Source organism: Bradyrhizobium sp. FW305-F6 (genome assembly GCF_058782905.1).
The window spans coordinates 1,286,121-1,308,793 of record NZ_JBYSYD010000002.1 but is presented as its reverse complement, the minus strand read 5'-3'; the positions used below and the strand labels follow the sequence as shown (position 1 = coordinate 1,308,793).

Sequence of the window (22,673 nt, the reverse complement as noted above, 5' to 3'; positions counted from 1 at the left end):
AACTCTTTCAACCCCATCGCTACTGTGCATGGGGTTGTTTTCTCAATTTCTGTTTTGAACGCCGCCTACCCCGCGCCGGCTCGCTTCTTCTGCCAGACGAGGTGCACCGCGCAGGTGCAGCCCGGCGGATGCGAGGCGAGGTCGTTCGAGGGTTCGTCATTCGCAGGTCTGGCCGCGAATGCCTTGCCCTGTTGCGAGGGAATGTAGTTCAGCACCGGGGCCAGCCAGCGCTCGGCTTCCGCGACGCTCATGCCCTTGCGCGCGGCGTAGTCCTCGACCTGGTCGCGCTCGATCTTGCCGACGCCGAAATAATAGCTCTCGGGGCTGGCAAAATAGAGCCCGGACACGCTGGAGCCCGGCCACATCGCAAAGCTCTCGGTCAGCTTCACGCCGGCGGTCGCCTCGGCATCGAGCAGCTCGAACAGCGTCGCCTTCTCGGTGTGGTCGGGCTGCGCGGGATAGCCCGGCGCCGGGCGGATGCCCTGGTATTTCTCCAGGATCAGATCGTCGGTGGAGAGCGTCTCGTCCGGCGCATAGGCCCAGAACTCGCGGCGCACCCGCGCGTGCATGCGTTCGGCAAAGGCTTCGGCGAGGCGGTCGGCCAGCGCCTTGCACAGGATCGAGGAATAGTCGTCGTTGGCCATTTTGAAGCGGTCGGCGACCGCGTCCTCGCCGATGCCCGCCGTGACGACGAAGCCGCCGATGTAGTCGGGCACGCCGGCGGGCGCGATGAAGTCGGACAGCGCCGCGTTGAAGCGGCCCTCGCGCTTCTCCAGCTGTTGGCGCAGCGTGTGCAGCGTCGCGATCGGCTTGGTGCGGCTCTCGTCGGCATAGAGCACGATGTCGTCGCCTTGCGCGTTGGCCGGCCAGAAGCCGATCGTCGCGCGCGCCCGGAACCACTTCTCCTTGACGATAGCGTCGAGCATCTTGCGCGCGTCGTCATAGAGCGAGCGCGCGACCTCGCCGACCTTGGCGTCGTCGAGGATGGCGGGGAAGCGTCCGGCGAGCTCCCAGGTCTGGAAGAACGGCGTCCAGTCGATGTACGGGACGAGCTCGGCGAGATCGTACTCGTCGAAGCTCTTGATGCCGAGGAAGGTCGGCTTCACCGGCTTGCTCTTGGCGAAATCGACCGGCACGCGGTTGGCGCGGGCATCAGTCAGCTTCAGCCGCTTCTTGTCGGCCTGCGCGCGCAGATGCGCCTCCGAGATTTTTGCGTATTCGGCGCGCACCTCGGCCGCATAGGCCTCGCGCTTTTCCGGCGACAGCAGCGCGGAGGCGACGCCGACGGCGCGGCTGGCGTCGTTGACGTGCACGACGGGGCCTGCGCGATAGCTCGGGTCGATCTTCACCGCCGTATGCACGCGGCTGGTGGTGGCGCCGCCGATCAGCAGCGGCAGCTTGAGGCCCTCACGCTGCAATTCCCCGGCGAAGAACGCCATCTCGTCGAGCGAGGGCGTGATCAGCCCCGACAGCCCGACGATGTCGGCCTTCTCAGCCTTCACCGTCTCGACGATCTTCGCCGCCGGCACCATCACGCCGAGGTCGATCACCTCGAAATTGTTGCACTGGAGCACGATGCCGACGATGTTCTTGCCGATGTCGTGGACGTCGCCCTTGACGGTCGCGAGCACAATCTTGCCGGCGGACGAGGAGCCCTCCGTGCCGATGCCGTTGGCGAGGTTGCGCGCCTTCTCCTCCTCCATGAACGGCATGAGGTAGGCGACGGCCTGCTTCATCACGCGCGCGGACTTCACCACCTGCGGCAAAAACATCTTGCCGTCGCCGAAGAGGTCGCCGACCACGTTCATGCCGGCCATCAGCGGTCCCTCGATCACGTCGAGCGGGCGCGACGACGTCTTGCGGGCCTCCTCGGTATCCTGCTCGATGAACTCGGTGATGCCGTGCACCAGCGAATGCGACAGCCGCTTCGCCACCGGCCATTCGCGCCAGGCGAGATCGGCTTCCTTGCTCTCCGTCTTCTTGCCGCGGAATTTCTCCGCCAGCGCCAAGAGACGCTCGGACGCGCCTGCGTCGCGGTTGAGGACGACGTCCTCGCAGGTCTGCCGCAGCTCAGGGTCGATGTCGTCATAGACAATCATCTGCCCCGCATTGACGATGCCCATGTCCATGCCGGCCTTGATGGCGTGATACAGGAACACCGAGTGCATGGCCTCGCGCACCGGCTCGTTGCCGCGGAACGAGAATGACAGATTGGAGACGCCGCCCGAGACATGCGCGCCCGGCAGGTTCTGCCGGATCCAGCGCGTCGCCTCGATGAAGTCGACGCCGTAATTGTTGTGCTCCTCGATACCGGTCGCGATCGCGAAGATGTTGGGATCGAAGATGATGTCCTCCGGCGGGAAGCCGACCCGGTTCACCAGGATGTCGTAGGCGCGCTTGCAGATCTCGGTCTTGCGGGCGAATGTGTCGGCTTGGCCGATTTCGTCGAACGCCATCACCACGACGGCCGCGCCGTGGCGGCGCGCGATCTGCGCCTCGCCGATGAATTTCTCCTCGCCTTCCTTCATCGAGATCGAGTTGACGACCGGCTTGCCCTGCACGCATTTCAGGCCGGCCTCGATCACGGAGAATTTCGAGGAGTCCACCATGACGGGGACACGGGCGATGTCGGGCTCGGCGGCGACGAGGTTGAGGAACGTCACCATCGCCGCTTCGGAATCGAGCAGGCCCTCGTCCATGTTGACGTCGATGATCTGCGCGCCGTTCTCGACCTGGTCACGCGCGACCTGCAGCGCGGCGGTGTAGTCGCCTGATGTGATCAGCTTGCGGAAGCGGGCCGAGCCCGTGACGTTGGTGCGCTCGCCGACGTTCACGAACGGGATGGCCTCCGTCAGCGCGAACGGCTCGAGGCCCGAAAGCCGCAGGCGTGGCGCGATCTCGGGAACGATGCGCGGCTTGTGCGGAGCGACGGCGGCTGCGATCGCCGCGATGTGGTCCGGCGTGGTGCCGCAGCAACCGCCGACGATGTTGACGAGGCCGTCGCGAGCGAACTCGCCGATCAGGCGCGCCATGTATTCGGGCGTCTCGTCATACTGGCCGAACTCGTTGGGCAGGCCGGCGTTCGGATAGGCACAGACGAGCGTATCGGCGACGCGGCCGATATCGGCGATATGCGCGCGCAGGTCCTCGGCGCCGAGCGCGCAGTTGAAGCCGATGGTCACGGGCTTGGCGTGCCGCACCGAATTCCAGAACGCCTCCGGCATCTGGCCCGAGAGCAGGCGGCCGGATTTGTCGGTGATGGTACCCGACACCATCACGGGGAGGTCGATACCGAGCTCCTCGGTGATCTCGGCGATCGCATAGAGCGCCGCCTTGGCGTTCAGCGTGTCGAAGATGGTCTCGACCAGCAAGAGGTCGACGCCGCCGTCGATCAGGCCGCGGATCTGTTCGCCATAGGATTTGCGCAAGTCATCAAAGGTGACGGCGCGGTAGCCCGGATTGGAGACGTCGGGCGAGATCGAGGCAGTGCGGTTGGTCGGGCCGATGGCGCCGGCGACGAAGCGCGGCTTGCCGTCTTCCGCCTCGACGCGCCGCGCCGCATTGCCGGCGAGGCGGGCGCCTTCGCGCGCCATTTCATAAACAATATCGGTGAGGTCGTAATCGGCCTGCGCGATCGAGGTCGTGGAAAAGGTGTTGGTCGCGACGATGTCTGCGCCGGCGCGCAAGTAAGCGGCGTGGATGTCCTCGATCGCCTGCGGCTGGGTCAGGATCAGGAGGTCGTTGTTGCCGCGGAGGTCGCGATGAAAGTTCCTGAACCGCTCGCCGCGGAAGGCGGCCTCGTCGAGCTGGAGGTTCTGGATCATCGTGCCCATGGCGCCGTCGAGCACGAGGATGCGCTCGCGCGCGGCGTCGAGCAGGACGGTGCGTTTCGGCGAAGCAGGTACGGTCATGTTCTCTCAAGCCGCCTTCTGCGCGCTCTTGGCGCGAATGCCGAGCAGATGGCTGATCGCGAAGACGAGATCGGCGCGGTTCATCGTGTAGAAATGGAAGGTGTCGACGCCGTGCTTGGCGAGCTTCTGCACCTGACCGGCCGCGACGGTCGCGGCGACGAGCTTGCGTGTCTCGGCATCGTCGTCGAGGCCGTCGAATTTCGCGGCGAACCAGTCCGGCACGGTGGTGCCGGCGCGGGTGACGAAATTGCGCGCCTGCTTGAAATTGTGCATGGGCATGATGCCCGGCACGACCGGGATGTCGATGCCGCGCGCGCGGACGCGGTCGAGATAGCGGAAGTAGAGATCGTTATCGAAGAACACCTGGGTGATCGCGCGCGTCGCGCCCGCATCGACCTTGGCCTTGAGCGTGTCGATGTCGGCATCGAAGTCGCGCGCTTCGGGATGCTTCTCGGGATAGGCGGAAACGGAGATCTCGATATCGCCGTGCCGCTTCTTGATCCCCGCCACGAGCGCGGCCGAGCTCTGGTAGCCGTCGGGGTGGCTCGCATAGGGCGTGCCGATGCCGCCGGCGGGATCGCCGCGCAGGGCGACGATGTGGCGGACGCCGACCTCGTGATAGCGGTCGACGATCTCGTCAATCTCGCCGCGGGAGGCTCCGACGCAGGTCAGGTGCGCGGCGGGCAGCAGCGCAGTCTCCTTGAGGATGCGGGCAATAGTCGAGTGGGTGCGTTCGCGGGTCGAACCGCCGGCGCCGTAGGTCACCGAGACGAATTTCGGTTCCAGCGGGGCCAGCCGGTTGATGGTCTCCCAGAGATTGCGCTCCATCTCTTCGGTCTTGGGCGGAAAGAACTCGAAGGAGATCGCAGGTTTCAGGTGCCCGTCTCGCCCGTTGGCCGTCGCAGGCGTCGTCACGTCAGTCATGGCACCACTCACTCCAGTGTCAGGCAGCGGTCGGGTCTAACTTGGAGAAGCTAAGATAGGGCAAAGGCGGTCCAGCTAACAGCCCATCGATTGTGGGAAATGGCCCATTGAATCCAGTTTTGGTAGAATTTTCGGGTATGACGGGGGATGGGTGGGCAAATCGCTGTTGCGCGTAATTACTTGAATTTTCGAGATATATTGCATTTCGTGCTTTGGAGGCCGTCGCCATTGACGGTGGGCAGTTTAATATTGAGATCAGATCGCCTTCCTGTGTCCCAACCGCCGATCTGTGCTGCTCGCCGGTTCGACCTGCGCCGCCAGCCCATTGCCGCTGCGCCGGCCTCCATTACGTTACCCGGCCATGATCCCGCTCTCCGTCCTCGACCTTTCCGTAGTTACCACCGGCACCAAGCCCGCCGCGGCGCTGCGTAACAGCATCGATCTGGCGCGCCATGTCGATGGGCTCGGCTATGTCCGCTATTGGCTTGCCGAGCACCACAACCTCGCCTCGGTCGCGAGCCCGGCGCCCGACGTCATGATCGGGCAGATCGCGGCGGTGACGAAGCACATCCGCGTCGGCTCGGGAGGCGTGATGCTGCCCAACCACGCGCCGTTGGTGGTGGCCGAGCGCTTCAAGATGCTGGAGGCGCTGTTTCCCGGCCGCATCGATCTCGGCCTCGGCCGCGCGCCGGGCACCGACGGCGCCACCGCTTACGCCCTGCGCAGCCGGCTCGACCGCCGCGAGGGCGACGATTTCCTGGAGCGGCTGCACGAGCTGATCCTGTGGGAGACCCGCGAATTTCCCGCAGGGCACCCCTACCACAATGTCGTCGCCATGCCCGACGACACCGCTCTGCCGCCGATCTGGCTGCTCGGCTCCAGCGATTATTCCTCGGAGTTGGCCGCCCAGGTCGGCATGGGCTTCGCTTTCGCCCATCATTTCGCGTCTCACGATGCGATCGATGCGATTGTGCATTACCGCAATCGTTTTCAGCCCTCGGCGTGGCGCGCCAGCCCGCACGCTATTCTCGCGGTCGCCGTCATCACCGCCAATACCGACGAGGAGGCCGAACGGCTCGCGAGCTCCTTCGACCTCAACCGGCTCCGCCGCGACCGCGGTCAATATCTGCCGCTGCCGAGCGTCGAGGAGGCGCTGGCCTATCCGTATACTGACGCCGAGCGCACCTCGATCCTGCGCAACCGCTCGCGCCTGTTCGTCGGCAGCCCCGCCACGGTACAGAAGAAGCTGCAGCCGCTGATCGACGCGAGCAAGCCGGACGAGTTGATGGTGATCACGGCGGTGTATGACCACGAGGCGCGAAAGAAGTCGTATTCGCTACTGGCGGAAGCGTTCGGGCTGGTGCAGCAGGCAAAGTAAGCCGCTCTCGTACCCCGAACGCAGCGCAGCGCTTCTTCAGCGGTGCGCTGCAGAACCTGGGCCCATCGCAGCCCGGAGTCTTGCAGCCCCTCGGTCCCGGCTCGCGCTTCGCGCGTCCGTGACACGAAATCAATCCTGCGTCTCGCTGAATGTCGCACGGAAGGGATGGCCGGGATAGACGCCGACGATACGAAACTCGCGCGAGAAGAATTTCAGCTCCTCGACGGCAAAGGCGAGGGCCTTGTCGTCGGGGTGACCGTCGACGTCGGCATAGAACTGCGTGGCGAAGAAATTGCCATCGACCATGTAGCTCTCGAGCTTGGTCATGTTGACGCCGTTGGTGGCGAAACCGCCGAGCGCCTTGTAGAGCGCAGCCGGCAGGTTGCGCACCCGGAAGACGAACGTCGTGACCAACGGGCCGGAGCCCTGGGCCGCCCATTTCGGCTCGCGCGCCAGCACCACGAAGCGCGTGGTGTTGTGAGCCTCGTCCTCGATGTCCTCGGCGAGGATGTCGAGGCCGTAGATCTTGGCGGCGAGGCGCGAGGCGATCGCGGCGACACTCTTGTCTTTGCGCTCGGAGATGTCGCGGGCGCTGCCGGCGGTGTCGGCATGCACGATCGGCTTGATACCGAGCTTGCGGATGATGCGGCGGCACTGGCCGAGCGCGTGCACATGGCTCTCGACACTCTTGATGTCCTCGATCCTGGTGCCCTTGACCGCCATCAGCTGATGCCGAACGGGGAGAAACCATTCGCCGATGATGAAGAGCCCCGAGGCGGGCAAGAGGTGATGGATGTCGGCAACACGGCCGGCGACCGAATTCTCGATCGGGATCATGCCGAGATCGGCCTCGCCCGAGGAGATTGCTGAGAGCGCGTCCTCGAAGGTGGCGCAGGGCATCGGTTCGGCGTCGGGATAGGCCTCGACGATGGCGATGTGGGAATTGGCTCCGGGTTCGCCTTGGAATGCGATCTTCATCTTGCTCATGATCGGCCTTGTAACAGCGGCTCAGGATTTGGAAAGGATGCTGCGCGCGGTTTCCAGGTCCGCCGGCGTATCGACCCCGCGGGGCACGGTGTCGACGATGGTAAAATCGATGCGCATTCCGGCCTCGAGCGCCCGGAGCTGCTCGAGCTTTTCCTGCAATTCCAGCGGAGACGGCGGAAGCGAGACGTAGCGCTCCAGCGCGGCGCGGCGAAAGGCATATAGGCCGATATGGTGGTAACGTGGTCCGTCGCCGGTCGGGGCGGTCGCGCGGGTAAAATAGAGTGCGCGCATCCGCCTGCCGCCAAGGGAAGTCCCGATCGCCTTCACCACGCTTGGGGCGAGATCCTCTTCCTCGGTGTGGATCTGCGAGGCCAGCGTCGCGATGTCCACCACCGGGTCTTGCAGCGGCGGCAATACTTCACGGATGTTGTGGGTCGTGATGGTCGGAAAATCCCCCTGGAGATTGACCACGATCTCGGCCTTGCCGTCCGGATCGAGCTTCTTCATGGCCTCGTGGATGCGATCCGAGCCGGACGGGTGGTCGGAGCGGGTCATCACGGCCTCGCCGCCATGGGCAGTCACCACGGAGGCGATCTCGTCGGTGTCGGTTGCGACCGCGACCCGGCCGATTGCAGCGGCCTCGGCGCGGCGCAGCACATGCACGATCATCGGCAGTCCCGCGATATCGGCGAGCGGCTTGCCGGGCAGGCGGGTGGCGGCCATGCGGGCCGGGATCAGCACCAGGATGCGGGGATCGATCATCGGGTTAAGAGCCTGGAAACGGGGCATTTTCCGCACGGGGAAATGGAGTGGGGACGGGCTGAAAGCGGGGTCGCTTATACGGGTTGCCAGACCCCGGGCAAACCGATATCTCAATGGCAAAACTCGGGGAAACAATAGGGAATGTTTGATTCTCCCGAGGCTCGTCCTGGCGGCTGCTCGAGCCGCTGTTTCCTTCTTGCGGTGGGGCCTGGCCGGAAATGGACTCTTTCGAACTCAACAAGATTCTCGGTGCGGTGTTCGCCACCTGTCTCGTCCTGCTGGTGACGAGCTTCACCGCGAACGCGCTGTTCTCGCCCAAGATGCCGGAAAAGCCGGGCTTCGAGATCGCGGTGAAGGAAGATGCCGGCCCCGGCAAGGAGGGTGGTGCCGCCGCCGCCGCCGCCGAGCCGATCGAAAAGCTGCTCCAGACGGCCTCCATCGAGAAGGGGGCTGCCGCCGCCAAGAAGTGCGGCGCCTGCCACACGTTCGAGAAGGGTGGCCCGAATCGTGTCGGTCCGAACCTCTATGGCGTCGTCGGCGAGCCCAAGGGCCAAGGCCATGGTGGCTTCAACTTCTCGGCGGCCATGAAGGGCAAGGGCGGCAACTGGACCTTCGACGACCTCAACAAGTTCCTGGCCAACCCGAAGGGCTTCATCCCGGGCACCGCCATGGGCTTTGCCGGCATTCCCAAGGATTCCGAGCGCGCCGATATCATCGCCTACCTGAATTCGCAGTCGGAGAAGCCACAGCCGCTGCCGACGGCGTCGAAGTAAAGGCAGCGAAAAACCCATCTGGACGGGCGGCCGGGCTGAAAAGCCTGGCCGTTTCCTTATCCGGAATCGCGATGGCGTGGACCGGGGCGTTCGATCGGGGCGTTTGGCCGCATCGGATCGGCCGTGCGGGCTTTCAAGATGAGGAAAAAGCAACGCGTATTCGGTCGAAACCTCGCCTATATTAGGAACTTAAAGGAGTAGCCTCCTTCAAGACAGGGATGTTGATTTGGCCATTACCCGACGCGATCTCCTGCTCACCGGCACTGCTGCCGCAGCGCTTCCCGCCCTCGGTTCCGTCGCGGGGGTTCCCGTCGCCGGCGCCGCCAAAGCGCAATCGATAGCCGAGCTTCCCTGGCGCCACGCGCTGTCGCTGTTCGGGAAGGTCAAGTATCCCGCGGACTTCAAGCGCTTCGACTACGTCAATCCGGACGCTCCCAAAGGCGGCGTCGCCCGCCAGATCGCCGTCGGCACCTTCGACAATTTCAACATCGTCGTGTCGGGCGTGAAGGGCCAGGTCGCGGGTGCCGTCGCCTTCATCTACGAATCGCTCATGACGCCCTCGCTCGACGAGGTCTCGACCGAGTACGGCGCGCTGGCCGAAGCCGCCAGTCACCCTGATGATTTCTCTTTCGTCACCTACCGCTTGCGGCCGCAGGCGAAATGGCATGACGGCAAGCCCGTGACGCCGGAGGACGTGATCTTCTCGCTCGACTCCTTCAAGAAGCACCATCCGATGTACTCGGCCTATTACAGCCACGTGGTCAAGGCCGAGAAGGTCGGCGAGCGCGAGGTTAAGTTCGTCTTCGACGCGCCCGGTAACCGCGAGCTGCCGCAGATCGTCGGGCAGCTTATGGTGTTGCCGAAGCATTGGTGGGAAGGGACCGACTCGCAGGGCCGCAAGCGTGACGTCTCCGCCACCACGCTCGAAGTGCCGCTCGGTTCAGGCCCCTACAAGGTCAAGGACTTCGTGGCAGGACGGTCGATCGCGCTGGAGCGCGTCAAGGACTATTGGGGCCGCGACCTCCCCGCTAATGTCGGCCGCAACAATTTCGACGAGCTGCGGTACGAATATTTCCGAGATGCCACGGTCGCGATCGAGGCCTTCAAGGCCGATCAGGTCGATTGGCGCACAGAGAACAGCGCCAAGAGCTGGGCGACGGCTTATGACTTCCCGGCCGTGAGCGAAAAGCGCGTAATCCTCGAGGAATTCGCCAATCGCAGCTCGGGTGTGATGCAGGCCTTCGTGCCGAACCTGCGCCGCGCCAAGTTCAGCGATCCCCGCGTGCGCCGTGCGCTGAACTACGCGTTCGACTTCGAGGAGATGAACAAGCAGATCTTCTTTGGCCAGTACAAGCGTATCAGCAGCTATTTCGACGGCATCGAGGAGCTCATGGCGACCGGCTTGCCGCAGGGCAAGGAGCTCGAGATCCTCGAAAGTGTCCGCGCTCAGGTCCCCCCTGAAGTCTTCACGACTGCGTACACCAATCCGGTCGGCGGCAATCCGGAAGCCGTGCGTGACAATCTCCGGGAGGCGCTGCGCCTTTTCAAGGAGGCCGGCTACGAAGTGCGCGACCGCAAGCTGGTCGACGTCAAGACCGGCACCCAGTTTTCGCTGGAGCTGCTGAACCAGGATCCGAGCTTCGAGCGGATCACGCTGTTCTACAAGCCGTCCCTGGAGCGGCTCGGCATTGCCGTGAACGTGCGGACGGTCGACCCGACCCAGTACGAGAACAGGACGCGCGAGTGGGATTTCGACATCGTCACCAACTCATGGGGCGAGTCGCAATCGCCGGGCAACGAGCAGCGCGAGTTCTGGTCGTCCAAATCGGCTGATATCGCCGGCTCGCGCAACATTGCCGGCATCAAGAACCCGGCGATCGACAAGCTGATCGAACGGGTGATCTACGCCACCGATCGGGATGATCTCGTCGCAGCCACCAAGGCGCTGGACCGCGTGCTGCTGTGGAACCACTACGTCGTGCCGCAGTGGACCTACAACAAGGTGCGCACCGCGCGCTGGGATCGCTTCAGCCGGCCGGCGGAACTGCCCACATACGGCCAATCCGGTTTTCCGTTCATCTGGTGGTACGACGCAGGCAAGGCGGCGCGGATCGCAAAGAAGTCTTGAAGGGCAGTTTCCGCATGACGCAGATGTCACGCCGCCATGTGCTGGCCTTGGGTGTCGGCGGCGCCCTCGGCGCTTTCGTCGGAGCGCCGCTGTTGCGCGGCGCGCGAGCCTCGGAGGCGACGACCGGGGCGCACGGCATCTCGGCGTTCGGCGATCTGAAATATCCCGCCGACTTCCATCATTTTGACTACGTCAACGTCGATGCTCCGAAGGGCGGTACGTTCTCGCTGATCCCGTCGGTGCGCGCCTACAATCAATCCTACCAGACCTTCAATTCGCTCAACGCGTTCATTCTCAAAGGCGATGGCGCGCAAGGCATGGGCATGACGTTCGCGCCGCTGATGGCGCGCGCCAGCGACGAGCCGGACGCGATGTACGGGCTTGCCGCCAAATCCGTGCAGATATCGCCGGACGGGCTGGTCTATCGCTTCACGATGCGGCCTGAGGCGAGATTCCATGACGGCAGCAAGCTCACCGCGCATGATGCGGCGTTCTCGCTGACGACGTTGAAGGCCAAGGGTCACCCCTTGATCCTCATGCAGATGCGTGACTTCGTGAATGCGGAAGCGGTCGATGACGCCACGCTCGTCGTCACCTTTGCCAAGGGGCGCGCCCGCGACGTGCCGCTCTATGTCGCGGGATTGCCGATCTTCTCGAAGGCGTATTATGCCTCCCGGCCGTTTGATGAATCGACGCTCGAGATTCCGCTCGGCTCCGGCCCGTACAGGGTCGGGAGGTTCGAGGTCAATCGCTACATCGAGTTCGATCGGGTCAAGGACTGGTGGGGCGCCGATCTGCCAGTGTGCCGCGGCAGCTACAATTTCGACGTCGTGCGCTATGAATTCTATCGCGACCGCGACGTCGCCTTCGAGGGCTTCACCGGCAAGAGCTATCTCTATCGCGAGGAATTCACCTCGCGCATCTGGGCGACGCGCTATGACTTCCCGGCCGTGAAGGACGGCCGTGTCAAGATGGAGGTGGTGCCGGACGATACGCCCTCCGGAGCACAGGGCTGGTTCATCAACACCCGGCGCGACAAGTTCAAAGACCCTCGCGTGCGCGAGGCGCTGATCAACGCTTTCGATTTCGAATGGACCAACAAGACCATCATGTACGGCGCCTATGCCCGTACGGTGTCGCCATTCCAGAACTCGGACCTCATGGCTGGCAATGCGCCGCCTTCGCCGGAAGAATTGAAGCTGCTGGAGCCGTTTCGTGGCCAGGTTCCGGACGACGTTTTCACCGTACCGTTCACGCCGCCGGTCGCCGACGGCTCCGGTCAGGACCGCAGCCTGCTCCGCAAGGCGCAGCAACTGCTGAACGAAGCCGGTGTTCCGATCAAGGACGGCAAGCGGATGCTGCCGAACGGCGAGGTGTTCAGGATCGAGTTCTTGTTGGACGAGCCCTCGTTCCAGCCGCACCATGCACCTTACATCAAGAATCTCGCGACGCTCGGTATCGAAGCGAACATCCGTCTCGTCGATGCGGTGCAATACAGGGCGCGTCAGGATGATTTCGACTTCGACATGACGATCCAGCGCTTCAGCATGTCGGCGACGCCGGGCGATGCCATGCGCTCGTTCTTCTCCTCGCAGGTCGCCAACACCAAGGGCTCTTACAATCTCGCGGGCATCGCCAACCCCGCCATCGACGCCATGATCGAAAAAATCATGGCGGCTGATAGCCGCGAGGAGCTGACCATAGCCTGCCGCGCCTTCGACCGCCTGTTCCGCGCCGGCCGCTATTGGGTGCCGCAATGGTACAACAAGACTCATCGGCTGGCCTATTGGGATCAGTTCGGACATCCGGCGAAGCTGCCGCGTTATGCCAACGGCGTCGGCGCCCCCGACATCTGGTGGCATGAGCCTGCCAAGGCCGCCAAGCTCGAGCAGGCGAAATAACCATGAGCGCCTATATCGCCCGCCGCATCCTCCTGATGATTCCGACGCTGCTCGGAATCCTCTTCGTCTCCTTCGTCGTCGTGCAGTTCGCGCCGGGCGGTCCGGTCGAACGCGTGATCGCGCAGCTCTCGGGCGCCGATACCGGCGGCACCTCGCGCATCTCGGGCGGCAGCGATTTCGCGCAACGCGCGCCGGGGCAGGTGGGGGCCGGCGCCGACGCCATCAACTCGAAGTACCGCGGCGCGCAGGGGCTTGATCCTGATTTCATAAAGAAGCTCGAGGTGCAGTTCGGCTTCGACAAGCCGGCACCGGAACGCTTCGCGCTGATGGTGTGGAATTTCGCCCGCTTCGATTTCGGCAAGAGCTATTTCCGCGACGTCAGCGTGATCCAGCTGATCAAGGAGAAGCTCCCGGTCTCGATCTCTCTCGGGATCTGGCTGACGCTGATCACCTATCTGATCTCGATTCCGCTGGGCATTCGCAAGGCGGTGAAGGACGGCACGCGCTTCGACACCTGGACATCGACCATCCTCGTGCTGGGCTATGCCATTCCCGGCTTCCTGTTTGCCATCCTGCTCATCATCCTGTTCGCCGGCGGCTCCTTCTTCAACTGGTTCCCGCTGCGCGGGCTGACCTCGGATGGCTGGTCGCAATTTCCCTGGTACCGGCAGATCATCGATTATTTCTGGCATCTGACGCTGCCGCTGATCGCCATGGGCCTCGGCGCTTTCACCACCATGACGTTCCTGACCAAGAACTCGTTCCTGGACGAAATCCGCAAGCAATACGTCATGACCGCGCGCGCCAAGGGGTGCAGCGAGGGCCGTGTGCTCTACGGTCATGTTTTCCGGAACGCCATGCTGATCGTGATCGCGGGTTTTCCCGGCACCTTCATCCATGCCTTCTTTTCCGGCTCGCTGCTGATTGAGACCATCTTCTCGCTGGACGGGCTTGGGCTACTCAGCTTCGAGAGCGTGCTCAACCGCGACTATCCCGTCGTGTTCGGCACGCTCTACATCTTCTCGCTGGTCGGACTTGTGATCAACCTGGTCTCCGACCTCACCTATATGTGGATCGATCCCCGGATCGATTTCGAGGCGCGGGAGGTCTGATGAGTCTGGCCGCCCCAACCAAGCCGATCGAGACCACGGCGGAGTCGTCGCTCGGCGATGCCGTTCCCATCACGCGCAAGCCCTTCGCGCCTTCGCCGCTCAACCGGAGGCGCTGGCAGAATTTCAAGGCGAACCGGCGCGGCTACTGGTCGTTCTGGATCTTCATCATCCTGTTCGTGCTCTCGCTGTTCGCCGAGCTGATCGCCAATGATCGGCCCTTCCTGATCAAGTTCGACGGCCGTCTCTATTGGCCCGCCTTCGTGACCTATTCGGAAACGACCTTCGGCGGCGACTTCGAAACCGCGGCCGACTATCGCGATCCCTATTTGCAGAAGCTCATCAAGGAGAAGAACGGCACCATCGTCTGGCCGTTGATCCGCTACTCCTACGACACCCACAATCTCGACCTGCCGACGCCGGCGCCGTCGCCGCCGACCTGGATGCTGACCGAGAAGCAATGCAAGCCGGTGGTGGAGAAGAAGGGACTGAAGAGCTGCCGCGACCTCGAATACAACTGGCTCGGCACTGACGATCAAGGGCGCGACGTGGTGGCGCGGCTGATCTACGGCTTCCGCATTTCGGTGCTGTTCGGCCTCTGTCTCACCATCGTCTCGTCCGTCATCGGCATCGCAGCCGGCGCGGTGCAGGGCTATTTCGGCGGCCGGGTCGACCTGATCTTCCAGCGCTTCATCGAGATATGGACGGCGATCCCCTCGCTCTACCTTCTCCTGATCCTGTCCTCGGTGCTCGTGCCGGGATTCTTCGTGTTGCTCGGCATCCTCCTGCTGTTCTCCTGGGTCTCGTTGGTCGGTCTCGTCCGGGCCGAGTTCCTACGCGGACGCAATTTCGAATACATCCAGGCGGCGCGGGCGCTCGGCGTCTCCAACCCGGTCATCATGTTCCGACACCTGCTGCCGAATGCCATGGTCGCGACCATGACGTTCCTGCCCTTCATCGTGTCGAGTTCGGTGATGACGCTGACGGCGCTCGATTTCCTGGGCTTCGGCCTGCCCCCGGGATCGCCCTCGCTCGGCGAGTTGTTGTCGCAGGCCAAGGCCAATGTGCAGGCGCCCTGGCTCGGCTTCTCCGGATTCTTCTCGGTCGCGATCATGCTGTCGCTGTTGATCTTCGTCGGCGAAGCGGTCCGCGACGCCTTCGATCCGCGCAAGACGTTCAGGTAGGGGCGTGATATGATCTCCAGACGAGGTGGGTCATGAACAAGGTCGTCAAGGAACACTACCCAGCATCGCGCCTTCCCGAAGACTTGCGAACGGGCGTCGATCCAGGGGCGACTGTTACTGTCACAGTCGAGCAGGAAGCCACCTTGCCGACGGCCGTTGTCACCCTGGAGCAAATATGGTCCTCCAGAAAACCTCCATTCAAGACAGCTGAAGAAATTGACGGTGAACTGAGGCGCCAACGAGACGAATGGGATGGTTGATCGTCTGATTTATCTTGATGCAAACGTCTTTATTTACGCGATCGAGGGAAGCGGCGAGATCGCTGATCCCCTGCGCCAGCTATTCGACCTGTTTGGTACCCGCCGCGCAATCGGAGTCACGAGCGAGTTGACGTTGGCCGAAGTGTTGGCCGGAGCAGCAGATGTCCGTCGACGGATGTACCTGGATCTGATCGTCTGGAGCCGCATTTTCGATCTTCAGCCAGTAACGCGCGACGTACTGATTGAGACCGCTGAATATCGGAAGCATTCCGGCATGCCAAAATTGCCGGACGCCATTCACGTCGTAACGGCTATACGCGCCGGCTGTCGATCCATTTTATCGGCAGATATAAGGCTTCGGCTGCCGGATGGTTTTTCCCTGACCTTACCCAATCGGGACAATTTGTTGCGTTTAGTCGGAGAGATAACCTAGTGGACGCGATCAACCAGCCCCTGCTCAGCGTGCGCGACCTCTCGGTGGCCTTCCACCAGGGCGGCGCCACCACGCTCGCGGTTGACAAGGTCTCGTTCCAGATCAAGCGCGGAGAATGCCTCGCGCTGGTCGGTGAATCCGGCTCCGGAAAATCGGTCAGCGCGCTCTCGATCCTGAAGCTGCTGCCTTATCCCAATGCCTCGCATCCCTCGGGCAGCATCCGCTTCAAGGGCCAGGAGCTGATCGACCGCTCCGAGCATGAAATGCGGGAGATCCGCGGCAGCGACATCTCCATCATCTTCCAGGAGCCGATGACCTCGCTCAATCCGCTGCACACGATCGAGGCGCAGATCGGCGAAATCATCCAGCTGCACAATCCGACCAGCAATGCGCAGGCGCGCAAGCGGACGCTGGAGCTCTTGACCCAGGTCGGCATTCCCGAGCCCGAGACGCGGCTGAGCAGCTATCCGCACCAACTCTCGGGCGGCCAGCGCCAGCGCGTGATGATCGCGATGGCGCTGGCCAACGAGCCGGACCTTCTGATCGCGGACGAGCCGACCACCGCGCTCGACGTGACCGTCCAGGCGCAGATCCTGGCGCTGCTCGCCGAGATCCGCTCCCGGCTCGGCATGAGCCTGCTCTTCATCACCCACGACCTCGGCATCGTGCGCCGCATCGCCGAAACCGTCTGCGTCATGAAGGGCGGCCAGATCGTCGAGCAGGGCCCGGTCGAGCAGGTCTTCACGACGCCGAAACACCCCTATACGCGCGACCTGCTCGCAGCGGAGCCGAAGCCCGACCCGGCGCCGCCACAGCCGAACGCGCCGGTGGTGATGTCGGCCAATGATCTGAAAGTGTGGTTTCCGATCAAGCGCGGCCTGATGCGCAAGACGGTCGGCCACATCAAGGCAGTCGACGGCGTCAGTGTCGCCGTGCGCAAGGGCGAGACGCTCGGCGTCGTCGGCGAATCCGGCTCGGGCAAGACCACGCTGGGCCTGGCGCTCCTGCGGCTGATCTCCTCGGACGGGCGCATCGTGTTCTTGGGGAAAGACATCCAGGGCCTGCGCTTCAAGGAGATGCGCCCCTTCCGGCGCGATATGCAGATCGTGTTCCAGGACCCGTTCGGTTCGCTCTCACCGCGCATGTCGGTGGTTGACATCATCGCCGAAGGTCTCTCTGTGCATCAGCCGGGACTGTCGCGCGAAGAACGCGAGACGCGCGTGGTCAAGGCACTGGAGGACGTCGGGCTCAATCCGGAGACGCGATTCCGCTACCCCCACGAATTCTCCGGCGGCCAGCGCCAGCGCATCTCGATCGCGCGCGCGATCGTGCTGGAGCCGGACTTCGTCGTGCTGGACGAGCCGACCAGCGCGCTCGACATGCTGTTTCAGGCGCAGATGGTCGACCTCTTGCGCGAGCTCCAGCGCAAGCGCGAGCTCACCTACATGTTCATCTCGCACGATCTGCGCGTCGTCGCCTCGCTCGCCAGCCATCTCATCGTCATGCGCGGCGGCAAGGTGGTCGAAGAGGGCCAGGCCGCCGAGCTGTTCAAGAGCCCGAAGACGGATTACACGCGCGCGCTGTTCGCCGCCGCGTTCCGGCTGGAGACGGCCGGCAACGGGGCGGCAGCGACGTAGCGTTCGTCATTCCGGGGCGCGATGGGCGAACCCGGAATCCCGAGATTGTAGCGCGAGATTCCGGGTTCGCGCGCGTTGCGCGTGCCCCGGAATGACTGGAAGGTCACAGCCGCTTGATCGCGACGACCTCGCTGCCGGCCGCCTTGATCCGCGCGACGGCCGGCTCGATTGGTTCGATCACAGTTGCCATGTGATGCGCGTTGGCGTGCACCATGGTGCTGCCATCGCGAACGATCGCCACGTGTCCCTTCCAGAAGATCAGATCGCCGCGCAGCAAGCCGCCTCGCTCGTGCGGCTCCAGCGCGCGGCCGAGACCGGCGAGCTGCATGTCGCTGTCACGCGGGCAGCCGATCCCGGCGGATGTCAGCGAGACCTGTACCAGGCCCGAGCAGTCGATACCAAGGCTGCTCTTGCCGCCCCATAGATAGGGCGTTCCGACGAAGTGCTCGGCGACGGCGACGAAATCGGGCTCGCGGTGGTCGAGCGAGACGAGATGCGTCTTCGGCAAGAACGTTCCTTCGCGCGTCGTCGCGAAGGGCCCTTCCTCGCGCACGATCGTGAGCTTTGACCCAAGCACCAGCGTGTCGGCCGGCGGCAGCTTGATCGACGGGCCGGGAAACGCAAAGGTTCTGAGTGCGCTGACCTTGTGCGTGGGCGCGCCCGGCAGCTTGGAGAGCGCCGCGTCGGGCAGCCAGCCGACATAGCCGTCGGCATCGAGTTGGCCCCAGGCCCAGCCCTCCCCGTTGCGCTCGTAGACCGTGACGCGTTCGCCGCGCAAGGCCTCGGTCATCAGCACGGCGTTCGAGGATGGTTGCTCGCGCACCGGCGCGAGCGCGTCGATTACCTCGAATTCCTCGCCCTCGACGAAGCGCGCCGCGTCAACTTTGCCTTCGAGATATTTCGCGGCGATGTCGCCCCGCGCCGGCGTCAGCCTCGGATCGTATCCCGGGTCATTCATAACGTTCGCTCAAGAGTGCGTAAATGGCCCGCGCGGACTGGCACTCGCCGCCTTCGGGACGGGCCGGCTTCGCCGAGGGGGTCCAGCCGTAAATGTCGACATGCAGCCAGCTCTTGGCATGCTCGACGAAGCGTTGCAGAAACAGCGCGCAGGTGATCGAGCCGGCAAAGCCACCTGATGGCGCGTTGGTGATCGTGGCCGTCTTGGAGTCCAGCCAGGCATCGTATGGCGGCCACAGCGGCATGCGCCACAACGGATCGTTCTCCTTCACTGCACAACGTGCGACGTCGGCGGCGAGTGCTTCATCGTTGGTATAAAAGGGCGGCAAGTCCGGCCCCAGCGCAACCCGGGCCGCGCCGGTGAGCGTGCCCAGATCGATCAGCAGATCGGGCTTCTCCTCGTCGGCCAGCGCCAGCGCGTCGGCGAGCACGAGCCGGCCTTCGGCATCGGTATTGCCGATCTCGACGGTGATGCCCTTGCGCGACGTGAAGACATCGAGCGGGCGGAAAGCGTTGCCGGCGACGGCGTTCTCCACCGCCGGAATCAGCACGCGCAGCCGCACCTTCAGCTTGGCGTCCATCACCATGCGTGCCAGCGCCAGCACGTTGGCGGCGCCGCCCATGTCCTTCTTCATGATCAGCATGCCGCTCGACGGTTTCAGGTCGAGCCCGCCGGTGTCGAAACACACGCCCTTGCCGACCAGCGTCACCTTGGGATGATCTGGATCGCCCCAGCCGATGTCGATCAGCCGCGGTGCGCGGCTGGAAGCCATGCCGACGGCATGGATCAGCGGAAAGTTCTTCGCCAGGTCTTCGCCGATGGTGCACGCAAAGCTCGCGCCGAACTCGGCGGCGAGCGCTCGCGCGGCCGCGGCGAGTTCCGACGGGCCCATGTCGTTGGACGGCGTGTTGATGAGGTCGCGCGCCAGCATGGCCGCATCTGCAATGCGATCGATCTCGGTCGCGTCGACACCTTCCGGCGGCACCAGCCGCACGTCGGGCCTGTCTGCCTTGCGATAGCGGGCGAAGCGGTAACATCCCAATGCAAAGGCGAGCGCGGCGAGCCGTGCATCGTGAGGTGCATTGGCAAAGCGATAGGTGCCCGGCGGCAGCAAGCCGGGCAGGGCACCAGGCCGGAACAGGTCTCGGGATCTCGCACCGTCGTCTTCGAGGCCGAACAGCACCTGCGCAATCGTACCGTCAGGCGCAGGCAGCGCCAGATAGCTGCCCGGCTTGGCGGCAAAGGCGCTGGCGCCCACGAACTTGCGTTGTGCCGGCGCCAGCGTCTCGACGACCCGGTCCCAGGTCGATTTTGTGATGAACGTGATCGGGGTGGCGGTGGGTGATGTCTCGAAGACAGAAGGCATTGGCGGGTCCGGATCGTCGGATCAAGCAGGTCATGCGAACGGACGAGACTTCGCAGAGTTTGGCCGCCGCTGCAATCGGCTTTGCTCGCCATCGACATTGAGGGGGCTAGAGCATGATCCGGAAAAGTGCGCAGGGGTTTGCCGAAAAGATCATGCTCAAATAATAACCTAAAGCGCGATGACGATTCATCCTAATCGCATCGCGCTTTAGGCAATTCCGTGCTCGGACAAATCTCGTATCTTGCGCCGAGAACCGCTGTTCGCAAAAGCACAATCGCGGGGCTTTACTAGCGTCGCGGTTGTGGCAATATCCGTGAATATTTTAGATTGTGTCGCTCGCCTTGCGCGTACCGCACGCAGGGGCGCAGTGGCACTCGGTTGGTCATTCTTGTCGGTTGGTCATTCTTGGCTGATGGCCTGAATTTGTTCGTCGAAGCATTTCTCTCATCGCTTGGGCGGCGCAGCATTCGCAGATGAGCGGCGCAAAATGGATAGATCGTTCGTTATTGCGCAGATTTCCGACCTGCATCTGGATGGGTCAGGCCGGCTGCTTCCGGCCATCGAGACGCTCAGGGCCGCGGTTTGCGAGAAGATGGCGGACGTCACGCAGGTCCCCGATCGTATCTTGCTGATCACGGGCGATCTGGTCGACGATCCGACGCCGCGTGCGCTCGACGAGGCGCTTTCCGTCATCGCCTCGTTCCGGCAGACCGGGCTGTTCACCGACATTCAGGCCGTTGCCGGCAATCACGATGTCAAGCGGCCGAGCCAGCCCGCAGGCCGCCACGACGCCTACGATTACCTGCATCTGCCGCGAACCGCGAAGAGCGTCTATTACCGGCAGGCAGGCCTCAGCCTGGTGCTGCTCGACTCCAATCGCGCTAGCCTGATGAAGCTCGCGGGCGGACATATCGACGAGAGCACTTACAAGGCGATCGTGGCGGATTCGGCCCGGCTGAGCGCCGAACTCGCGGGCAGCCTCGGTTCTGCGGGGCGTGCCGACTATGCCGAACCGGCGGAAAACCTGGTGCGCGTGCTGGCCTTGCACCATCATCCGCTGCCGCAGGCGACCGGCGAAGGAAAGCGCTTTCTCGGCCTGCCCGATGAGCCGTTGATGTATCTCGCCGCACCTGCGACCTTCCTGGAGTCCGCCACCTCGCTCAACGTCGATCTGGTTCTGCATGGTCATCGCCATGTCGAGGGACTGACCCGCTATTCCATCCCCGATCCGTGTGCGACATCGAGCGAGAGCGGTGAGGCGTTCTGGCGCACGATCTACGTGCTCTCATGTCCATCCTCGACCGGGCAAGCTGGCGACGATGCCGGGTTCAACCTCATCCATTTCGGCCCTGCGTCCCGGGCCGGCCGCGGGGAGCACCATTTCGCAATCAGCCGCTATTCGAGGCGGCGAAACGATGCCGCCTTCAGGCCGCTCGACTCGAACCTGGCGGACGGCATCATAAAGCTGCCGGCAGGACGGGACTTTTCCCGTGATCCGGCCGTCGAGTCGGCCATCGAGGTCGTCTCGTCCGGCGCGCTGAAGCGCGATCAGGTGGCGGCGATCGCCCGCCGACTGTTCATGCGCCGCGGTTTTCACGATGAAGCGCAACCGGATTGGGCGAATTCGCTCTACGCCTACATCGTCTCGTCGCATGCCTGGACAGAGCTCGAAGGCAAGGTCGCGAGGTCCGGGCCGAGATCTGATGTCGGCACGCTCGCCGCGGTAAGAGCGCTGCTCGGCCGGTTGATCGAGCAAGCCGCCGGCGTGCTCGGCATCGATCGCGCTCAGCTCGATGAGCTCTACGGCAAGGGCTTGACCAACTGCGACGATTTCCTGCGCGAAGTGCCGCGGCTGCCTTGCGCGGGAATCGACGTTCAGCAGCAGGCACAACAGAGGCTGCAATTGCTGGAGGACCTCGCCCGGCAGGTGAAGGCGCTCGGCCTCGATTTGGACCTCGGCGGTGAAGTGCCCCTCCATCAAACGCCTGCGTGAGGGGAGGGCTCGAGAGCGTGTTAACCGGCCGTTAGGGTTAACATTCTATTGCTGGCGCGTTCGGCTCGATCGAGCGGCTCGAGAGTCAAAGCGTCATGCGCCAACGGATCAGGCTTACCCGGCTACTTGCTTCCACGTCGCTGGTCGCGACGGTGGCGATGGGCCTCGGCGGCTGTACGGCCATGTCCAAACTCTCCGACGTGACGGGCTCGGTCGGCCCGCGGGCGGAGGCGGCTCCCGGCGACCGCGCAACGGCCGAACCAGCACGCGCCATCGAAGTCTATGGCGAGCGTTACCGCGCCAATCCCAAGGACGCCGACGCCGCGCTCGCCTACGGGCAGGCCCTGCGCGCCAACGGCCAGCGCGCCCAGGCCGCAGCCGTGCTCGAGCAGGCGACCATCGCCAATCCCGGCAACAAGGCGTTGCTGGCCCAGTACGGCCGCGCGCTCGCCGACAACGGCAATTTCCAGCAGGCTTACGACGTGTTGTCGAAGGCGCATTCGCCCGACAATCCGGACTGGCGCCTGCTTTCGGTACAGGGCACTGCGCTGGACCAGATGGGCCGTCACGAGGAGGCGCGCTCCTACTACGCGAGCGCACTGAAGATCGCGCCGGGTGATCCCGGCGTGCTCTCCAATCTCGGCCTGTCATACATGCTGTCGAGAGAGCTGCCGAAGGCCGAGGAGGCGCTACGGCAGGCCTATGCCTCGCCGCGTGCGAGCGCCCGGGTGCGGCAGAACCTCGCCTTGGTCGTCGGTCTCCAGGGCCGCTTCGCGGAAGCGGAGACCATCGTGAAGGCGGACCTGCCACCCGACCAGGCCGCAGCCAATGTCGCCTATCTCAAGGAGATGTTGAGCCGCAGCGAGGCCCCGCGCGGCGCACCGAAGCGAACGCCGGTGGCTGCGCTGAGCCAGGGCGACTGATCAGATCCGATCTTGCCGGCCTTGGTGGCGGACCGTTTGGTCCAGC

The 22,673-nt window shown here is 64.0% G+C and carries 17 protein-coding genes; 11 read left to right on the top strand and 6 right to left on the bottom strand.

All coding sequences use genetic code 11. The features are described from left to right. Positions 1-65: 65 nt before the first annotated feature. Both metH and metF read right to left on the bottom strand, forming a co-directional pair. Positions 66-3,911 carry a methionine synthase gene (metH, locus tag AC3WLX_RS17485; RefSeq protein WP_492336873.1) on the bottom strand — a complete coding sequence of 1,282 codons (3,846 nt, stop codon included), beginning with the start codon at positions 3,909-3,911 and terminating at the stop codon, positions 66-68. Between the two features lie 6 nt (positions 3,912-3,917). Continuing rightward, positions 3,918-4,835 carry a methylenetetrahydrofolate reductase [NAD(P)H] gene (metF, locus tag AC3WLX_RS17480; protein ID WP_492336872.1) on the bottom strand — a complete coding sequence of 306 codons (918 nt, stop codon included), beginning with the start codon at positions 4,833-4,835 and terminating at the stop codon, positions 3,918-3,920. 361 nt (positions 4,836-5,196) lie between these two features. Here metF and AC3WLX_RS17475 point away from each other — a divergent pair, with 361 nt between their 5' ends. Then, positions 5,197-6,213 carry an LLM class flavin-dependent oxidoreductase gene (locus AC3WLX_RS17475; protein ID WP_492336871.1) on the top strand — a complete coding sequence of 339 codons (1,017 nt, stop codon included), beginning with the start codon at positions 5,197-5,199 and terminating at the stop codon, positions 6,211-6,213. 129 nt (positions 6,214-6,342) lie between these two features. On the opposite strand, the gene AC3WLX_RS17470 is transcribed toward AC3WLX_RS17475, so the two are convergent. Both AC3WLX_RS17470 and AC3WLX_RS17465 read right to left on the bottom strand, forming a co-directional pair. Further along, a complete protein-coding gene (locus AC3WLX_RS17470) occupies positions 6,343-7,200 on the bottom strand; it encodes a prephenate dehydratase (RefSeq protein WP_291626816.1) in 858 nt (285 codons plus the stop codon). 21 nt (positions 7,201-7,221) lie between these two features. Next, positions 7,222-7,962, bottom strand: coding sequence for a 3-deoxy-manno-octulosonate cytidylyltransferase (locus AC3WLX_RS17465; RefSeq protein WP_291626814.1), 741 nt, complete (start codon positions 7,960-7,962; stop codon positions 7,222-7,224). 218 nt (positions 7,963-8,180) lie between these two features. Here AC3WLX_RS17465 and AC3WLX_RS17460 point away from each other — a divergent pair, with 218 nt between their 5' ends. From AC3WLX_RS17460 to AC3WLX_RS17425, 8 genes are all read left to right on the top strand, one after another. After that, positions 8,181-8,735 (top strand): c-type cytochrome, encoded by a 555-nt coding sequence (locus AC3WLX_RS17460; RefSeq protein ID WP_291626812.1) that lies wholly within the window; start codon positions 8,181-8,183, stop codon positions 8,733-8,735. A 226-nt stretch (positions 8,736-8,961) separates the two neighbouring features. Further along, a complete protein-coding gene (locus AC3WLX_RS17455) occupies positions 8,962-10,863 on the top strand; it encodes an extracellular solute-binding protein (protein ID WP_492336870.1) in 1,902 nt (633 codons plus the stop codon). A 14-nt stretch (positions 10,864-10,877) separates the two neighbouring features. Beyond that, positions 10,878-12,764 carry an extracellular solute-binding protein gene (locus AC3WLX_RS17450; protein ID WP_492336869.1) on the top strand — a complete coding sequence of 629 codons (1,887 nt, stop codon included), beginning with the start codon at positions 10,878-10,880 and terminating at the stop codon, positions 12,762-12,764. Between the two features lie 2 nt (positions 12,765-12,766). After that, positions 12,767-13,876 (top strand): microcin C ABC transporter permease YejB, encoded by a 1,110-nt coding sequence (locus tag AC3WLX_RS17445; protein ID WP_291626806.1) that lies wholly within the window; start codon positions 12,767-12,769, stop codon positions 13,874-13,876. Beyond that, on the top strand, positions 13,876-15,057 hold the full coding sequence (locus AC3WLX_RS17440) for an ABC transporter permease (RefSeq protein ID WP_492336868.1): 1,182 nt from the start codon (positions 13,876-13,878) through the stop codon (positions 15,055-15,057). The genes AC3WLX_RS17445 and AC3WLX_RS17440 overlap by 1 nt, the downstream gene beginning before the upstream one ends. A gap of 32 nt (positions 15,058-15,089) precedes the next feature. Further along, on the top strand, positions 15,090-15,317 hold the full coding sequence (locus AC3WLX_RS17435; protein WP_492336867.1) for a hypothetical protein: 228 nt from the start codon (positions 15,090-15,092) through the stop codon (positions 15,315-15,317). Further along, a complete protein-coding gene (locus AC3WLX_RS17430; RefSeq protein WP_492336866.1) occupies positions 15,310-15,750 on the top strand; it encodes a type II toxin-antitoxin system VapC family toxin in 441 nt (146 codons plus the stop codon). The genes AC3WLX_RS17435 and AC3WLX_RS17430 overlap by 8 nt, the downstream gene beginning before the upstream one ends. Next, positions 15,750-17,387, top strand: a complete 1,638-nt coding sequence (locus AC3WLX_RS17425) for an ABC transporter ATP-binding protein (protein WP_291631419.1) — start codon at positions 15,750-15,752, stop codon at positions 17,385-17,387. The genes AC3WLX_RS17430 and AC3WLX_RS17425 overlap by 1 nt, the downstream gene beginning before the upstream one ends. 103 nt (positions 17,388-17,490) lie before the next feature. Here AC3WLX_RS17425 and AC3WLX_RS17420 read toward each other — a convergent pair whose 3' ends face one another. Both AC3WLX_RS17420 and AC3WLX_RS17415 read right to left on the bottom strand, forming a co-directional pair. Then, positions 17,491-18,345: a C40 family peptidase gene (locus AC3WLX_RS17420; RefSeq protein ID WP_492336865.1), complete on the bottom strand. Its 855-nt coding sequence runs from the start codon at positions 18,343-18,345 to the stop codon at positions 17,491-17,493. After that, on the bottom strand, positions 18,338-19,711 hold the full coding sequence (locus tag AC3WLX_RS17415; protein WP_492336864.1) for a leucyl aminopeptidase family protein: 1,374 nt from the start codon (positions 19,709-19,711) through the stop codon (positions 18,338-18,340). Before AC3WLX_RS17415 ends, AC3WLX_RS17420 begins: the two co-directional genes overlap by 8 nt. Positions 19,712-20,198: 487 nt before the next feature. Between AC3WLX_RS17415 and AC3WLX_RS17410 the strand changes: the two genes are divergently transcribed. Further along, positions 20,199-21,704 carry a metallophosphoesterase family protein gene (locus AC3WLX_RS17410; protein WP_492336863.1) on the top strand — a complete coding sequence of 502 codons (1,506 nt, stop codon included), beginning with the start codon at positions 20,199-20,201 and terminating at the stop codon, positions 21,702-21,704. 95 nt (positions 21,705-21,799) lie between these two features. Next, positions 21,800-22,627, top strand: coding sequence for a tetratricopeptide repeat protein (locus AC3WLX_RS17405; RefSeq protein WP_492336862.1), 828 nt, complete (start codon positions 21,800-21,802; stop codon positions 22,625-22,627). The last annotated feature ends 46 nt before the right edge of the window (positions 22,628-22,673 follow it).

What these genes read in the sequence shown, in the direction of transcription:
- metH (WP_492336873.1), bottom strand. Translation starts at nt 3,911, where the DNA reads ATGACCGTACCTGCTTCGCCGAAACGCACCGTCCTGCTCGACGCCGCG.
- metF (WP_492336872.1), bottom strand. Translation starts at nt 4,835, where the DNA reads ATGACTGACGTGACGACGCCTGCGACGGCCAACGGGCGAGACGGGCAC.
- AC3WLX_RS17475 (WP_492336871.1), top strand. Translation starts at nt 5,197, where the DNA reads ATGATCCCGCTCTCCGTCCTCGACCTTTCCGTAGTTACCACCGGCACC.
- AC3WLX_RS17470 (WP_291626816.1), bottom strand. Translation starts at nt 7,200, where the DNA reads ATGAGCAAGATGAAGATCGCATTCCAAGGCGAACCCGGAGCCAATTCC.
- AC3WLX_RS17465 (WP_291626814.1), bottom strand. Translation starts at nt 7,962, where the DNA reads ATGATCGATCCCCGCATCCTGGTGCTGATCCCGGCCCGCATGGCCGCC.
- AC3WLX_RS17460 (WP_291626812.1), top strand. Translation starts at nt 8,181, where the DNA reads ATGGACTCTTTCGAACTCAACAAGATTCTCGGTGCGGTGTTCGCCACC.
- AC3WLX_RS17450 (WP_492336869.1), top strand. Translation starts at nt 10,878, where the DNA reads ATGACGCAGATGTCACGCCGCCATGTGCTGGCCTTGGGTGTCGGCGGC.
- AC3WLX_RS17445 (WP_291626806.1), top strand. Translation starts at nt 12,767, where the DNA reads ATGAGCGCCTATATCGCCCGCCGCATCCTCCTGATGATTCCGACGCTG.
- AC3WLX_RS17440 (WP_492336868.1), top strand. Translation starts at nt 13,876, where the DNA reads ATGAGTCTGGCCGCCCCAACCAAGCCGATCGAGACCACGGCGGAGTCG.
- AC3WLX_RS17435 (WP_492336867.1), top strand. Translation starts at nt 15,090, where the DNA reads ATGAACAAGGTCGTCAAGGAACACTACCCAGCATCGCGCCTTCCCGAA.
- AC3WLX_RS17430 (WP_492336866.1), top strand. Translation starts at nt 15,310, where the DNA reads ATGGTTGATCGTCTGATTTATCTTGATGCAAACGTCTTTATTTACGCG.
- AC3WLX_RS17420 (WP_492336865.1), bottom strand. Translation starts at nt 18,345, where the DNA reads ATGAATGACCCGGGATACGATCCGAGGCTGACGCCGGCGCGGGGCGAC.
- AC3WLX_RS17415 (WP_492336864.1), bottom strand. Translation starts at nt 19,711, where the DNA reads ATGCCTTCTGTCTTCGAGACATCACCCACCGCCACCCCGATCACGTTC.
- AC3WLX_RS17410 (WP_492336863.1), top strand. Translation starts at nt 20,199, where the DNA reads ATGGATAGATCGTTCGTTATTGCGCAGATTTCCGACCTGCATCTGGAT.
- AC3WLX_RS17405 (WP_492336862.1), top strand. Translation starts at nt 21,800, where the DNA reads ATGCGCCAACGGATCAGGCTTACCCGGCTACTTGCTTCCACGTCGCTG.